General features: G+C 52.7%; 15 protein-coding genes and 1 pseudogene. 6 read left to right on the top strand and 10 right to left on the bottom strand.

Going from position 1 to position 14,951, the window contains the following annotated elements:
* Positions 1–19 precede the first annotated feature (19 nt).
* Positions 20–1,645, top strand: coding sequence for an alpha/beta hydrolase family protein (locus tag KJS63_RS19735; RefSeq protein ID WP_244862686.1), 1,626 nt, complete (start codon positions 20–22; stop codon positions 1,643–1,645).
* A gap of 69 nt (positions 1,646–1,714) precedes the next feature.
* Here KJS63_RS19735 and KJS63_RS19730 read toward each other — a convergent pair whose 3' ends face one another.
* Positions 1,715–2,008, bottom strand: coding sequence for a hypothetical protein (locus tag KJS63_RS19730; protein ID WP_213620686.1), 294 nt, complete (start codon positions 2,006–2,008; stop codon positions 1,715–1,717).
* Positions 2,009–2,134: 126 nt separating this feature from the next.
* Positions 2,135–2,878, bottom strand: coding sequence for an IclR family transcriptional regulator (locus KJS63_RS19725; protein ID WP_068614282.1), 744 nt, complete (start codon positions 2,876–2,878; stop codon positions 2,135–2,137).
* A 253-nt stretch (positions 2,879–3,131) separates the two neighbouring features.
* On the opposite strand from KJS63_RS19725, the gene KJS63_RS19720 reads away from it, so the two are divergent.
* Both KJS63_RS19720 and KJS63_RS19715 read left to right on the top strand, forming a co-directional pair.
* Positions 3,132–4,148: an alpha/beta hydrolase gene (locus tag KJS63_RS19720; protein WP_068614278.1), complete on the top strand. Its 1,017-nt coding sequence runs from the start codon at positions 3,132–3,134 to the stop codon at positions 4,146–4,148.
* 103 nt (positions 4,149–4,251) lie between these two features.
* Positions 4,252–5,448: a Fe-Mn family superoxide dismutase gene (locus tag KJS63_RS19715; RefSeq protein WP_213620685.1), complete on the top strand. Its 1,197-nt coding sequence runs from the start codon at positions 4,252–4,254 to the stop codon at positions 5,446–5,448.
* Positions 5,449–5,624: 176 nt separating this feature from the next.
* Here KJS63_RS19715 and folE read toward each other — a convergent pair whose 3' ends face one another.
* From folE to KJS63_RS19685, 6 genes and pseudogenes are all read right to left on the bottom strand, one after another.
* Entirely contained in the window at positions 5,625–6,218 is a 594-nt protein-coding gene (folE, locus tag KJS63_RS19710) for a GTP cyclohydrolase I FolE (RefSeq protein ID WP_068614272.1), read from the bottom strand.
* Between the two features lie 51 nt (positions 6,219–6,269).
* On the bottom strand, positions 6,270–6,500 hold the full coding sequence (locus KJS63_RS19705) for a YneF family protein (protein WP_068614269.1): 231 nt from the start codon (positions 6,498–6,500) through the stop codon (positions 6,270–6,272).
* 97 nt (positions 6,501–6,597) lie between these two features.
* On the bottom strand, positions 6,598–7,635 hold the full coding sequence (locus KJS63_RS19700) for an HD-GYP domain-containing protein (protein ID WP_213620684.1): 1,038 nt from the start codon (positions 7,633–7,635) through the stop codon (positions 6,598–6,600).
* 87 nt (positions 7,636–7,722) lie between these two features.
* A pseudogene (queG, locus tag KJS63_RS19695) lies at positions 7,723–8,901 on the bottom strand (tRNA epoxyqueuosine(34) reductase QueG); the annotation flags it as partial.
* 169 nt (positions 8,902–9,070) lie between these two features.
* Positions 9,071–9,508, bottom strand: a complete 438-nt coding sequence (locus KJS63_RS19690) for a GNAT family N-acetyltransferase (RefSeq protein WP_213620682.1) — start codon at positions 9,506–9,508, stop codon at positions 9,071–9,073.
* A gap of 343 nt (positions 9,509–9,851) precedes the next feature.
* Positions 9,852–11,066, bottom strand: a complete 1,215-nt coding sequence (locus KJS63_RS19685) for a chromate transporter (protein ID WP_213620681.1) — start codon at positions 11,064–11,066, stop codon at positions 9,852–9,854.
* Positions 11,067–11,272: 206 nt separating this feature from the next.
* On the opposite strand from KJS63_RS19685, the gene KJS63_RS19680 reads away from it, so the two are divergent.
* Positions 11,273–11,887, top strand: coding sequence for a superoxide dismutase (locus tag KJS63_RS19680; protein WP_068614260.1), 615 nt, complete (start codon positions 11,273–11,275; stop codon positions 11,885–11,887).
* Between the two features lie 137 nt (positions 11,888–12,024).
* Positions 12,025–12,219: a hypothetical protein gene (locus KJS63_RS19675; protein ID WP_068614256.1), complete on the top strand. Its 195-nt coding sequence runs from the start codon at positions 12,025–12,027 to the stop codon at positions 12,217–12,219.
* A gap of 109 nt (positions 12,220–12,328) precedes the next feature.
* Here the strand turns inward: KJS63_RS19675 and mutY are convergent, their stop codons facing one another.
* Positions 12,329–13,516, bottom strand: a complete 1,188-nt coding sequence (gene mutY / locus KJS63_RS19670) for an A/G-specific adenine glycosylase (RefSeq protein ID WP_213620680.1) — start codon at positions 13,514–13,516, stop codon at positions 12,329–12,331.
* A gap of 11 nt (positions 13,517–13,527) precedes the next feature.
* Positions 13,528–13,947 (bottom strand): holo-ACP synthase, encoded by a 420-nt coding sequence (gene acpS / locus KJS63_RS19665; RefSeq protein ID WP_213620679.1) that lies wholly within the window; start codon positions 13,945–13,947, stop codon positions 13,528–13,530.
* 125 nt (positions 13,948–14,072) lie between these two features.
* Between acpS and KJS63_RS19660 the strand changes: the two genes are divergently transcribed.
* The gene (locus KJS63_RS19660; protein ID WP_213620678.1) at positions 14,073–14,894 is read left to right on the top strand and encodes a serine aminopeptidase domain-containing protein; all 822 of its coding nucleotides are present in this window, start codon (positions 14,073–14,075) and stop codon (positions 14,892–14,894) included.
* Positions 14,895–14,951 lie beyond the last annotated feature (57 nt).

Raw genomic sequence — 14,951 nt, 5'->3', positions numbered from 1 at the left:
ATACATTTAGGAGGAACCTATGATGACGAAACGTCCAAAAATCCGGTACACTGCAGTTACCGCTGCCCTGTGTCTTAGTCTATCCGTTCCAGCGGCTGCTGGGGCAGCTAAGAGCGCCTCATCCGTTGCACCGGTCAGAGATACAGCCGCCAAGCTTGGCGCAGCAGTAACCTGGAACCAGAAGTCCCAAACCGTCACGATTACTAAAGGTGACAGCACGCTAGTTCTAACTGTTGGTAAGAAAACGGCTGCGCTGAATGGCAAGCAGATTAATCTGCCAGATTCTCTTCGGGTGGTTCGCAATCAAGCGCTCATCAATCCCGATGCGATCATTCAGCTGCTTCAGGATGCTCCAGCTGAAGAGAAGCCATCTGTCGAAGAGGGGCTTCCTGGGGATGCATTTGTACAGGCGCTTAAAACCGGTGACGCAGATGCTGCTGAGAAATGGATGAGTCCCGCGTTCAAGGTAGCGCTGCCCAAGCCTCAGCTGAAGGAGCTATGGAAAGGATACGCCCAAATCTATGGCGCTCCTTCCACCCAGCTGTCCAGAACGGTAACGCCTAACGGAGTGCACACCAATATCACCTATTCGTTCCAGACTCCAGCTGCACCGCTCAATTATACTCTGCGTATGAATAAGGCTGGCCAAGTGGATGACCTGTTCATCGCCCCGGGTGGCAGCGTGGCCTATACGAACCCGTCCTACGTGAATCCGGCTTCCTACACGGAAGAAGAGGTTACCCTTGGTGAAGGCGTATTCGCTCTGCCAGGCGTGTTGACCAAACCCGTATCCGGGGGTCCCGCTCCTGTGGTCGTACTGGTGCACGGCTCCGGGCCTAATGACCGGGATTCATCCATTGGCGCAGCTAAGCCGTTCCGTGATCTGGCGAATGGTCTGGCAAGTCAGGGGATTGCGGTACTCCGCTATGATAAAATTACGTATGAGCATACTTTCAAATTTGCCGCTAATCCTAAAGCAACCATCAAGCAGGAAACCGTGGATGATGCCATTACCGCGGTTAGATACCTGAAATCACGCAAGGACATTGATACGTCCCATATTTTCGTAGCCGGTCACAGTCAAGGCGGGTTCGCCCTTCCGCTCATCATCAATGCGGACAAGGATGAACGGAATATCAAGGGTTCCATCATGCTTGCTGGACCAAGCAGTACGTTCATGGATGTGGCGCTGGAGCAGCAGCAGGAATTGATCCGCCGGATCAAAGGCCTTGGCCAGGACACAGCTCCTTACGAACAGAGTGCCGCAGTATGGAGTGCGGCAGCCAAGATGCTGAATGACCCGCAATATTCTCTGGATAATCTCCCGGCCAATTTCCCTCTGGGTACCCCTTACTGGTGGTATTCTATGAGAGATTACAAGCCAACGGACATGGCTAAAGCACAGAAAGGCCCACTTCTCATTCTTGCCGGAGAGAATGACTATCAGGTTCCGATGACCCAATTCAACGCCTGGAAAACTGCCCTCGCTGGCCGCAGTGACGTGGAATATAAGTCTTACCCGAAAGTGAATCATCTTCTCAGCGAGTATGACGGGGTATCCACAAGCATGGAATATGCCCAACCATCTCACGCCTCCGAGACGATAATCAATGATATCGCGGCATGGGTGAAGAAAACCAAATAAGCTGTTTTTTGAAATAAGCCGCCCCGCTAACCATAGGTTTAGCGGGGCGGCTTAGGTATATGCACGGAATTATTCCAATTTCAGACGGCGCAGCTTGGCGAACATAACCAGTGTCAGTGTAAGTACAAAGGAGACCAGAATAATATTCAGCATCGGGATAATAGAAGATACATTAAACAACAACGGAATGGTTTCCCTGAGCAGCCCCGCTGCGCCAATGCTATAACAGTAAGTACCTAAAGAACGAATCATGCGGCTTCCCGGTCCTTCGGGTGTATCTGGATGCAGCAGGAGCCTCTTCCCTCTACGGACCATATAACCGGCCACAAGCAGAATGCCCCAGAAAATCAGCCATAAGATCAACTTATTCCCTCCTTATCTTCGTTGTTCTAACTGGTCCGCGGGCCTGCATTTTAGCCCAACCAAAAAAAGACCCCTGGCCTCTGGCGGCCGGCAGGGGTCTTTAAAGTTTCCCTCAATTGCGGATGATCAATGCATCATCAGGCCCATCTCGCGGGCAGCCTCAATCAGGATCGGGCCAAATTCCACAAGCGTCTGAGGCGACAGGCGGCTGACAGGTCCGGAGACGGACAATGCGGCCACACTGGCACCCGCATGATTGAAGATTGGTGCGGATACGGCAGCCGCACCCGGTTCACGTTCCTCATAGCTGGTTGCGTACCCTTTCGCGCGGATCTCGTCCAGCTGACGGATATAATCCTCACGGTCCACGGAAGATGGCCAATCCGGGCTGTTCAGGACCGCCTGCTGCGTAGACGGATCGGCAAATGCAACCAGTACCTTGCTTGAGGCCCCAACGTAAAGGGGCAGCCTGGCCCCTACAGGTGCAACCCGGCGAATGGCCTGGCTGCTCTGCACTGCCTGAATTCGAATCCGCTCGGTCCCATCCAGCAGATACAAGCTTACCGTTTCACCGAGCCGGTCGCGTAACAGCTCCATCTGCGGCAGAAGCAGTACAGCGGGATCATCGCTATGCGACAAATGGGCTGACAGCTCCCAAATCCGGAGCCCGAGGCGATACTTCTCTGTTGCCGAATCGCGAATCACGAACCCTTTCTCTTCCAGCGTTGTCATCAGCCTGTGCACGGTGCTCTTGTGCAAGCCGATCTGGCTTGATATTTCCGTAAGTCCAAGATCCGTGGCTTTGGTAAAACACATTAATATATCAAGTGCCCTCTCTACGGCACGTACAGTCAGTTTGCGGTCCTCCATCAGGAAAGCCTCCCTATCGTTTCACTCCATGAAACCTAGTTACATAAAATTATACTAGAAACAAAGCAGTCTCGTCTATATTTTTACTATGGCATAGTTTCTGGAAAAGTCCATATATTTCCCCGCCATTGACTTTGCCTAATCCTCATCATACGATAAAATATAAAATCATTTCTGGATATATAAGATTTAATACGCCCCTACCGGGTAATCACCATAAATATTAACTCAAATGATATAAGGAGGGGAATGCATGAACCCGATGACAACACGGAGCGATGCCCCCCACTCTACTGGAGCTACTGGAGTATCCAAGGACACGCAGACCGCGCTGCTGACCCCGCGTTTTATTAAATTAAAGCATGTGCTGGTGGCCCTGCTGCTGTCCATCGTTTTTTTTCTTGTGTTCTGCTTTATTGCTCTTCACGGTTATATTGCCTGGGTGCTGTCGAATCCTACGGTAGCCCCCCTGTATTCCAACCCCATGCTGGCCAAGGGCATGAAATATGAAGATGTTAATTTTCCTGCGATTGATGGAAGCCGTACTATGCAGGGGTGGTATATTCCGGCCCCTGGGTCCAAGAAGACCATTGTGTTCAGCCATGGGTACGGGGCCAACCGGGAAGAAAGCTGGATCCCGATGTATGACTTGGCTCACTTTGCCCACCGGCTGAACTTCAATGTTATTATGTTCGACTATGGCTTCGCCGCACAGAACAGCAAGGAAGTGGCTACAGGGGGCAAGAAAGAGACCCAGCAGCTGCTCGGTGCGATAGAGCTTGCCAAGCGAAGGGGTGCCAAAGAGATTGTAGTATGGGGCTTCTCCATGGGTGCAGGCACGGCCCTGCAGGCCGGTCTCGTCAGCAAAGATATCGATGCCATGATACTCGACAGTACCTTCCTGCTTGAGCCCGATACGCTGTACCATAACATTCGGCAGAAGATGAACCTGCCGCAGCACCCCTCTATTGAGATTCTGGAAATGCTGCTTCCGATCCAGAACGGAACCAGCCTGCGCCAGATTCCTTATCAGGAGGTCAAGAAGAAGAACTATCCGTTCCCGATCCTGTTCATCCACGGTACCGAGGATGAGAAGGCGCCTTATCCCATTGCGGAGAAGCTTGCCTCCAATCAGACCAATCCGGTATCTGGCGTCTGGATCGTAGAGAAGGCACACCATGAGTTGATTTTCAGGGAGCATCCAAGAGAGTACCTGCGCCGGGTATCCACGTTCCTGGGGCAGGCTCAGGCAGCCATGAAGAACAAATAACCGCTTATAACCTGTACCAGGCCCGTTAAATTTAGGCATAGCCAACCTCCCCTTGGCATAACTTCTATATCGAGAAGTTCATTTTAGAGGGGGTACACCTTTTATGCTCTATATTTACGGGCCTTTTTTGCCTGTTCGCATTTTGGAGGAAATCCGGTTCTGGAAACAGCAGGAGGATGAACATACCGATGTCATTAAGGCGATCGTTCCTAACCTTGAACAGCCTTATGTTCAACTGCTGGATGAATGGGCCATCGTGTTCAAGGAGACCGAGAAGGCGGCGAACGACCTGCTCCAGTACGCGATCCAGGCTCAGGCCAACGCTGTTCAGCCTGAACTGCTGAGACAGATTGAACAGCTGCTGGACACTTCATTCCGGCAGTCGAAGGAATGGATACGCCAGCTGTACCTTATGCTGGACCAGAGCGCTGCGGTCAAATCGGTTCCGTTGGCAAAGACCGTCATCCTACATATCATCCGCGAATCCGAATACTTCCTAGGTGTGCTGGAGACGCTGAACTGCCCTGGACAGATTGAACATAGCGTTCACCATCCAGCCGTCCTGGACCCATACGCTCAGGCATTCATACGCAGTGAGGCTTCCCCCGGGACCCAGGAGCCGTCTGCCGAGCCCTCCAGCCAGACGGCCGATGCGGGTAGGGTAAAGGCACAGCCGGTCCCCATCGGCGGTCATAAGCTTCCTCCCCTGCCTTATCCATATAATGCGCTCGAGCCTCACATCGACGAGACTACCGTCCGCATCCACCATGACAAGCACCACCAGAGCTACGTAGACAATCTGAACAAAGCGGAGACCAAGCTTGCAGAGGCGCGTAAGACCGGCAACTTTGACCTTGTGAAGCACTGGGAGCGGGAGCTGGCTTTTAACGGGGCCGGGCATTACCTGCACACCATCTACTGGGATACGATGAATCCAAAGGGAGGCGGCCGCCCTCAAGGGGAGCTGGCTGACCAGATCCGCCGGGACTTCGGAAGCTATGAGGCTTTCCATAAGCAGTTCACCAAAGCCGCGGAAGAGGTAGAAGGCGGCGGGTGGGCGATTCTGGTATGGAGCCCGCGCAGCCACAGACTGGAGATTCTTCAGGCCGAAAAGCACCAGAACCTGTCCCAGTGGGATGTCGTTCCTCTGCTGCCGATAGACGTATGGGAACACTCTTATTATCTCAAGCATCAGAACGAGCGGAAGAAATACATTGCCGACTGGTGGAACGTGGTGTACTGGCCTGAAGTTGCCTACCGCTACGGTGAAGCCCGCAATCTGAAATGGCAGCCCTTCTAATCTGGGCAAAATGCCAGAGTTATAGAGCCGCTGGGTTATAGAGCCGCTGAGTTTCAGAATTTCGCAGTTTGGTTCCGCAGACCCCATCTTCCATAGATTATTGTCATATGCAAAAAGGAGCAGCATGCAGAAACCTCTGCAATGCCTGCTCCTTTGTCTTTAATTCAACCTGCTGATTATGACTTAATCAGTGACAGGAATTCGGCTCTGGAAGCCGCATCACTGCGGAATGTGCCGCGAACGGCGGACGTAACTGTCTTGCTGCCTGGCTTTCTGACCCCACGGGCGCACATGCACAGATGCTCACCTTCCACTACCACCATAACCCCTTGAGGGCTAAGGACCTCGTCCATAATGTCGGCGATCTGTGAAGTGATGCGCTCCTGTACTTGAAGCCGCCGGGTAACGGCCTCAACCAGACGGGCAAGCTTGCTGAGGCCCGCTATCCGGCCGCTCGGGATATACCCGATATGCACCTTGCCGAAGAAAGGCGCCATGTGGTGCTCACATTGGCTGTAATAGACGATGTCCTTAACGATGACCAGTTCCTCGTGGTTCTCTTCAAAAGTAACCCCCAGCACATCACGCGGGTCCACCTCATAACCGCCGAAGATTTCCTCATACATTCGCGTGACCCTTGCCGGAGTATCCAGCAGTCCTTCACGCTCCACGTCTTCGCCAATCAGTTTCAGGATCTCACGCACATGGTGTTCCACCTGTTCACGGTTCTTGCCGACCTGGGTATTCAAATAATCCTTAACGCCTGCCATGGAAGCAACCCCCCTTCGCTCTATAGTTCTTTATAAAATCGATGAAACCCCTTATTTCTTCTTGCGATTCATCGGCGGCATTCCGCCTTGATTCTTCATCATTTGCTGGGCACGCTGCATTTGCTTGCCGTTCAGGTTGTATCCCATTTGCTTAGCCATTTTCTGAAGCATTTGCGGGTCGCTCTGCATCTTGGTCAACTGCTTGCGCAAGTATACGACCCCAATGAAAAATCCGCCGATCAAGCCAACGATAAGCGCAATAACACCAACGATATAGACCACGGTCGATCACCTCTAAATTCTGAGTCTCTTATGCGTTCAGACAAGCAGACGCACTCACTAATAATATCATTCTTCAGCCCTGTGAAGCAAACAAAAATCAGGCGAGAACCGCCTCAATAAACAGGGTCGTCTCTGTTGCCAAATCCACTTCCTTGACCTCCATATCATCGCCCGAACCACGGATTAACCGGACCACAGGACGCCCGGGCAGCCCGCGGTGCTGCCTTACGACGACCCCTGTCTCTTTCGTAGACAGCCTTACGGAAGTACCGTTAGGGTATATGGACACGATGCGTGTGAATTCTATGAGCACACTCCGGTCCAAATCATGTTCCGATGCGGCCATCATCGTCTCGCAGGCCTCGTGCGGCAGCATTCTTTTGTCCAGACTGCCCGTCCCCTGACCGATCAGATTATCGTACCGGTTCGCAACCGCGACAATTTTGGCATACAAATGAATCTCTTCATCGGTAAGCCCTCTTGGGACTCCACTGCCATCCGGCTTCTCATGATGCTGCAGAGCCGTGTGCGCTACCAGCAGGCTGAACTCCCGCTTCTGCTTGATCAGATCGAACCCGCGCCAGGTATGATGGAACTTGCCCGTCTCTGCGGCAACCCCCTCCGGCACAGGCACAATCTTGCCGATATCATGCAGCATCGCCCCAATCGCCAGGTCCTTGAGCTGACTATAGTTAAGCCCCATATTCAGACCGATCAAGGAGGCAAGCAGGCACACATTGACCGCGTGAAGATATTGGTTATTATCCGCGGTCCTTATATCCGTAAGCTGAACAAGCACCCCTTTGTGATCCAGAACCTCGTGCAGAAGCTGATCAATGGACAGGCTAAGCTTCCTGGTACTCCATTCCTTGCCTGAACGCACGGCCTCCAGCGTCTCACTCATCTCCCTGAAGATCACCTGTTTGGTCTGTTCACTCAGCACATCCTCAATCTCCACATCCTCATACCGCTCATCCTGGATGTAGATCATCGTGACCCCGATCCGGTTCAAGGTGTTAATCATAAACACCGTTAATTGAACACCGCTGGACAACAGAACTGTCCCATTCGCAGAATACACGGTTCTGCCGAGATACTGACCCGGTTCAATGTCTTCGATGCTAACGTACCTCATGTTATCCCCCCGTTATCATTCGCCTTCGGAACAGCAATCATTAATCTGTCCTAGTACCGGTGAGGGATTCCCATACTTGGAATCTCCGGCAAGGGAGGTCTTAAGCAGCTTCTCCCGCGCTCTTTCAATCCGGTCTCTGACGGCTTCGTCCTGCTCGGCCCCCGCAGCTTGATCCAGCCCTTCCATGGCCTCGCTGCCGCCTATCCGGCCAAGAGCCCATGCAGCCGTTCCCCTCAGTTCCGGCCGTGGGTCCTTAAGCAGCACTTCTATTATCTTCGGTACGGCAAGCCGATCTTTGAAGTTACCCAGCCCAATTAACGCATTGCGCTGGATCGGCTTCTTGCCCCGCCAAGCTGCCGCACTCTCACCGAACCGTTCCTTAAACTCCCGGTTACTGATATCCAGAAGCGGCAAGAGCAGCGGCTTGGCCACCTCAGGATCAGGAAGAAGCTCCGGCCGGTGGTTCCAATGCTTGCCCCGATTCTTCGGGCATACCGTCTGGCATGTATCACAGCCATACAGCCGGTTGCCGATCTTGAGCATGAATTCCTCCTCTAGCAGACCCTTGGTCTGAGTCAGGAAGGAGACGCACCGCTGCGCGTTCAGTTCCCCAGGGCCCACAAGGGCACCCGTAGGGCACGCATCCAGGCACTTTGTGCATTCCCCGCAATCCTCAGTCACCGGGGTATCCGGTGGAAAGGGAATATTCGTAATCAGTTCACCCAAGTAAATCCACGAACCCCACTTCGGGGATATAATCAGACAATTCTTTCCCTTAAAACCTATTCCCGCACGCTCCGCCACCGCACGGTCATTTAAAGCCCCGGTGTCCACCATGCTCTCAATTCTCGCCTCAGGCACCCTGAGCCGGATGAATTCCTCGAGCTTCTTCATCGCCTCCCGGAGCACATGGTGATAATCACGGCCCCAAGCAGAACGGGCAAGAATCCCGCGATTCCTGCCCGGTTCAGATTTTGGCGGATTCTCCATCTTGGATGGATAAGCCACTGCTATCGATATAAGCGAGGCCGGATTCTCCAGCGACAGCTCAGGATAGATTCGTTTGTCGATATCGGGCTCTTCAAAGCCCGATTCGTAGCCTTTCCGGCGCCGGTCAAGCAGCACCTCTTTTAAAGATAAGAAAGGGTCCGCAGCAGCGAAGCCTATATCATCAATGCCAAGGGATGGCGCAGCCTCCTGGATATCACGCTTCAGCTGCGCCCAGGATATGATGTCATCCTTCCCGGAGTTGTTCTGCGGCTTCATTAGCCATCACCTCATCAATCTAAGACATAAACCGGATATTGCAACATAATATTGAGAGAACCCCGGGTTAAGCCGGAGTTGCTATCTATAAATAGAAAAGCATATCTATCCGGCAAATGCAATGCACGGAAAGATATGCTTATAAAGGGATAAATAATTCGACTTAATTCTATGATCTCGATAACGTATGCGCCGCCGCGATTCCGAGTTTCTGGAAAGCCTCGAGAATTTTTCCGGCGTAACCCATCGCTTCATAAAGCGGCATTGCAGCAAGATTATGCTCGTCTCCCGCGACCATAATGCGGCTGACCTTGCGCTGCTGGAAGCGCTGCTCCATTGCGGTTACCAGATTCTTGCCTACCCCTTGACGGCGGTAATTTGGATGAACGGCGACCCTGTAGATGCAGCCCAGATTCTGGTCAATGGTACCGATTAGAGCGCCAACGATCTCTCCGTCCGCTTCCGTAACCATGATTAGCTCAGAATCCCAAGAGAGCTGCCGGGCAAATGCCCGCTTCGTGTCCTCATAGCATTCCTCTGACAAGGCAACCTGCAAAAGCTCCATGACCTGACTGGCGTCACTCAATTGAAAGGAACGAACCCGCATGTCTATATCTCCCTTTTCCTCACAAGATGGGTTAACGTAAAGTAAAGCGGACGCCTGTCCACTCCAGGAAGTTTACATTAACCGAACATACACATGACAAAAACCGATAAAATAAAGCTTCCTTGACCATTAAACCACATTTATCGCAGCAAATCACCTGTTTTCTTCTGAAAGCGCTTAATAGGAAGCGTTTACATTAATATTATGCTTTTTGCTCATATCAAACAGGGCTTCTCTTATGAAGAAGAGCCCTGTGGTACGGAATTATTTATCTCAATTATACACCTGATCCGAACAGCCAGAAATGACGGATTTTACAGTCTTGTAAGCGCATTAGCCAAGTTTAAGCCGCGGCAGTAAGAGCTCCCCCCGCTGCTCCAGTCAGCACAATCACCCACGGAGGACATTTCCAGAAATTAAGCATGACAAACAGAATCATAGCTAGGACAAAATCTACTGGCTCTCTGACTGTAGAAGTCCAGAGCGGGTTATAAAAGGCAGCGGCAAGAATTCCCACTACGGCAGCATTGACCCCTATCAGGGCTGCTTGGGCCCGGGGGTTTCCCCGAAGAGTACTCCAGAAAGGCAGCGCTCCGATCACCAGCAGAAACGCGGGAAGAAATATCCCCACAGTGGCAATAACAACACCTCCCAGGCCGTAAGCCATCATTCCCAAATAAGAGGCAAATGTAAAAAGAGGACCCGGCACAGCTTGAGCTGCCCCGTAACCGGCCAAAAAAACAGACTTGCTCACCCAGCCTGACCCTACAATTTCCTGCTCCAATAAAGGCAGCACTACGTGGCCCCCGCCAAATACCAGAGCACCCGATCGGAAGAAACTGTCAAACAGGGCGAGAGCTGGACTTGCAATTGCTGTCCTTAGCAGCGGCAAAGCCACAAGCAAAATGAAAAGGAGAACCAGACATCCCGCGCCTGCCCTACGGCTGATCGGCACTTTAAGCTGGTGCGTCTTCTCCCCTTGGCTATCCTCCCGGTACAGCCAGAACCCTGCCAGACCTGCTGCGGCAATCACCGCGACCTGGCTGAAGGGATTCTGCCACAGCAGGACCACAGAAGCCGCCACAGCGGCAATCGTGGCCCGTTTCGCGTCAGGGGCCAATTTCTGCCCCATGCCCAATACCGCATGAGCCACAATAGCCAAGGCAGTAATCTTCAGACCGTGAATCCATCCCGCCTGCGATATATCCATCCCCTGAAGAAGAAGCGCAAAGAAGACTAGTGCGATAACGGAAGGAAGCGTAAAGCCGAGCCAGGCCACGATTCCCCCAAGCAGGCCTGTCCGGATCAGCCCGATTCCAATCCCAACCTGGCTGCTCGCCGGACCGGGCAGGAATTGGCAGAGTGCCACCAAATCGGCGTAATTCCGCTCATCCATCCACTTGCGCTTTTGAACATATTCGTTATGAAAGTAGCCAAGATGTGCGATAGGTCCGCCAAAAGAAGTCAGTCCCAGCTTGACCGAGACCAGCAAAACCTCAAAAAGCGCCCCCCCTCTGCCCTTTCCCCGAACTGCTTCCCCCCGGTCTTTCTTGTACATGAAAGCATCTCTCCCCCACGGATTGGCAATTACAAAATCGTCTCCTACCAACAGCATGCCAGAACCATCGGCCGATATCCAGCCCTTTCCATACAGCCCTATTGATTTAGTCAAGATTATCATGTTTAATTATAGGTGAGGCATCCGTACATAGGTGCTCTTTTGTATGTTTGAATACCAAAAAACATTTCAGGAGGGATTCACAAATGGCTCATCAACTGCCAGCATTGCCATATGCAGCAAACGCACTCGAACCACATATCGACGAACAAACTATGAACATCCACCACGATCGTCACCATAACACATATGTCACTAACCTGAACGCTGCACTTGAAAGCGCACCTGAGCTTCAAAGCAAGAGCGTTGAAGAACTGATCTCCAACCTGGATGCAGTTCCAGAGAACATCCGTACAGCAGTACGCAACAACGGTGGCGGACATGCTAACCATAGCCTATTCTGGGAAATCATCGGACCTAACGGTGGCGGCAATCCTACTGGCGCTATCGCTTCCGCAATCGACAGCGAGCTTGGCGGTTTCGACAAGTTCAAGGAAGATTTCGCTAAAGCGGCAACTACCCGTTTCGGCAGCGGCTGGGCATGGCTCGTTGTTGGCAAAGACGGCAAGCTTGCGGTAACCAGCACGCCTAACCAAGACAGCCCAATCATGGAAGGACAAACTCCAGTTCTGGGTCTTGACGTATGGGAGCATGCTTACTACCTGAAATATCAGAACAAACGCCCTGACTACATCGCTGCGTTCTGGAACGTAATCAACTGGAACGAAGTGAACAAACGTTACGAGGCTGCTAAAAAATAATTTTCAGTCTACCAAAGGACCGCAAATGCGGTCCTTTTTTTATTCGCTTGGCTGTACGTCAGTACGGCAATTTTACTGGTTGGATTCAGGCAAATTGGGTAAAGTAATAACAACTCTTATATGGATAAGGAGGTTAGATGATGACTACCAACGATCCGCAAGAGCTGTTAAAGTCCAAGCATGAAGCCGACAAGCATAAGGCGCAGTTTACTAGCTTCGCCAGAAGTGTAAGCGGGGATACCGGTCATGTACAGGATCAGGAGATCCTGGATCAGAGCCGGGTGCCTGATGAGCAGAACAAGATGAAATCTGTCGAGAACCGGATGATCTGATGCTCTGAACCGATTCGTCTCACGCCGTCCAATGAACACAAACAAACAGCCTTCAATTCTGTCTGGCACTTTCCAGTCAGGAATGAAGGCTGCTTCTATATAGACTAATTTAAGAATTACGAATAGAAAAGTACTGGTTCAGGATCTTCAGAAACACATTGGGAAAAGCTAGCTTCTCCATATCCTCCCGGTTAATCCAGCGCGTCTCCAGCGGCTCGTCTTCCTGAGCCGCTGCAATCTCGTACACGGCGCCGGACTCTGCAACGGCGCCGAGGGCCGCCAGCGCCCCCAATTCGGGGGACTGGCGGAAGCGGTACACGCGCAGGTTCCAATGAATGTGGCTGAACGTATGCTCAGCCTCCATATAAGGTCCCTGCGGCTGCGCGTATACCCCTTCGGCGGCAAGCGCGCCGGTGAGCCGGTCTTCGGCCGGCCCATCCGGCAGTCCGGCGCCGCCGGCCGGGTCCGCTGCCGCCAGAATATGCGGCAGCTCCCACATGCGGGCGAGCAGGCCCGTGGCCGGGCGCTGCCGCACCAGTACGCGGCCTTCGTCTGGGCCGCTGCCTTCCACAAGCGCGGCCAGCCGGTATTCCGGCCGCGGCTTCTTGGCCTTAGTCTTGACCGGCAGCTCGGTCTCCATGCCTGCCAGACGGCCCTGGCAGTGCTCCATCACCGGGCAGGTCAAGCAGTGCGGAGACTTGGGCGTACATACAAGCGCGCCCAGCTCCATTAGGGCCTGATTGAAATCGGAGGCCCGGCCTTCGGGAATCAGCTCTTCAGCCAGAGCCTCCATCTTCTTCCGGGTTGTTGCTTTCATGATGTCCTCTTCAATCAGGAAGTAACGGGACAGCACCCGCATCACATTCCCGTCCACAGCCGGCACAGGCCGGTTAAACGCTATGCTCATAATAGAGCCGCGGGTATAAGGGCCCACCCCTTTAAGAGCCGAGACGGCTTCCAAGTCATCAGGGATGCTTCCCCCATACTGCTCTACTACCTGCCTGGCGGCCTGCTGCAGATTGCGGGCGCGGGAGTAATATCCAAGCCCCTCCCAGCATTTCAGCACATCTTCCTCAGGGGCCTCTGCCAAAGCCTTAACCGTAGGAAACTTCTCTATAAAACGGTGGAAATACGGAATGACCGTGTCCACCCGGGTCTGCTGAAGCATAATTTCCGACACCCATATAAAATAAGGGTCACGGTGTCGGCGCCAAGGTAAATCACGCTTGGACCGCCCGTACCATTCCAACAATTCAGTGCTAAAGAATTTTTTGATATCCTTGTTATCCTGCTGCATCCGTGTCTCCTCTATCGTTCATCTGATACGCTTTCTGACGGTATATATTCAACAATAACAAAAGCCGAGGCCAGCTGTCTCTCATGGGTGATACTCACATGTATTTTATAGTGCTGCGGGCTGCCGCTAAGCGTAAGGCGCTCCCACGCCCCTTCGGAGAGCTCAGCCCAAGGCTTCCCGGCCGCATCCGGAGTAATCTGGATATCCTGGAAGCTCAAAGTCCGGCCGATGCCGCAGCCAAACGCCTTGCTTACCGCTTCCTTGACGGCAAAGCGGCCCGCCGTATACTCCGCCAGGCGATTGCGGCCAGCGGCACTTGCCCGCTCCGCCTCTGTAAGGACCCGCTTGAGAAACCGCTCTCCCAGCGGTCCACCCGCAAGCGCTTCGATACGGGGAATCTCGACTACATCATGGCCAATGCCATAGATCAATGTGACCCCTTCCTTCCGTCCAGACTATATTTCCATTGTACCAACTGTACCGCATCCATGCGAGTCTTTAGTCCGGGATGTGATATAATGGTAGGCGATACCACCAGATAAGGATGTGAGCTTGAATGCCGATAGATTTCAATATCCGGCTGGATGAAGCGAACCTGCTCAGGTGCACCCGTTATCCCTCGAAGGAGGCTAGGCCGCAGAGCCTAATTATTCTGGCCCCCGGCTTCAAGGGTTTCAAAGATTGGGGTATGTTCCCCTATGTTGCCGAACAATTCAGCCGCCAGCATGAAGTCATTACTTTTAATTTCTCCCATAATGGCATTGGCGAAAGTCCAACAGAATTCACCGAACTTAATAAATTTGCCGTCAATACCTACGATCGCGAGCTTCGGGACCTCGAAGCTCTTCATACTTATATCCGGCAGGACCCGTCTTTGTCTGCCCTGCCCCTATTCCTGATCGGACACAGCCGGGGAGCCGGGGTTTGTCTGGTCTATGGCTTTGATCACCCGAGAACGCTGGCCGGAGTCCTGTCCTGGAACGGACTTACGAAGCTGGATCTCTTTAACGAGCAGCAAAAGAAGGAGATGCGTGAGCAGGGCCGCAGTCACGTGGTTAATGCAAGAACCGGCCAGCGGATGCCGCTGGATGTTGTGATTCTGGAAGATCTTGAGCAGCAGAAGGACCGTTATCATATTATGAACCGCATCGGCCTGGCCGATTTCGCCGTAGCTCTGATTCAGGGAACGGAGGACCATCTGTTGGAGGGCTCCCGAAAGCTGGTTGAAGCGAACCCGCATATTCCTTGGATTCTAATTGAAGGAGCCAATCATACCTTCAATACGACCCATCCCTTCCAGGGAGCGAGCCGCCAGCTGAAGGATGCGATTAATGCCAGCGAGCTGTTCATCTCCGATGTGCTCCGCAAGCGGGGATAACCTATCCTAAATGTTCTAACAACATTAAGAAGCCAAGCACATTCTGTTGTGCTTGGC

It is taken from the genome of Paenibacillus sp. J22TS3, assembly GCF_018403205.1.
In the GTDB taxonomy this organism is placed as follows: Bacteria; Bacillota; Bacilli; order Paenibacillales; family Paenibacillaceae; genus Fontibacillus; species Fontibacillus tuaregi.
This window is presented reverse-complemented; position numbering and strand designations above follow the sequence as displayed.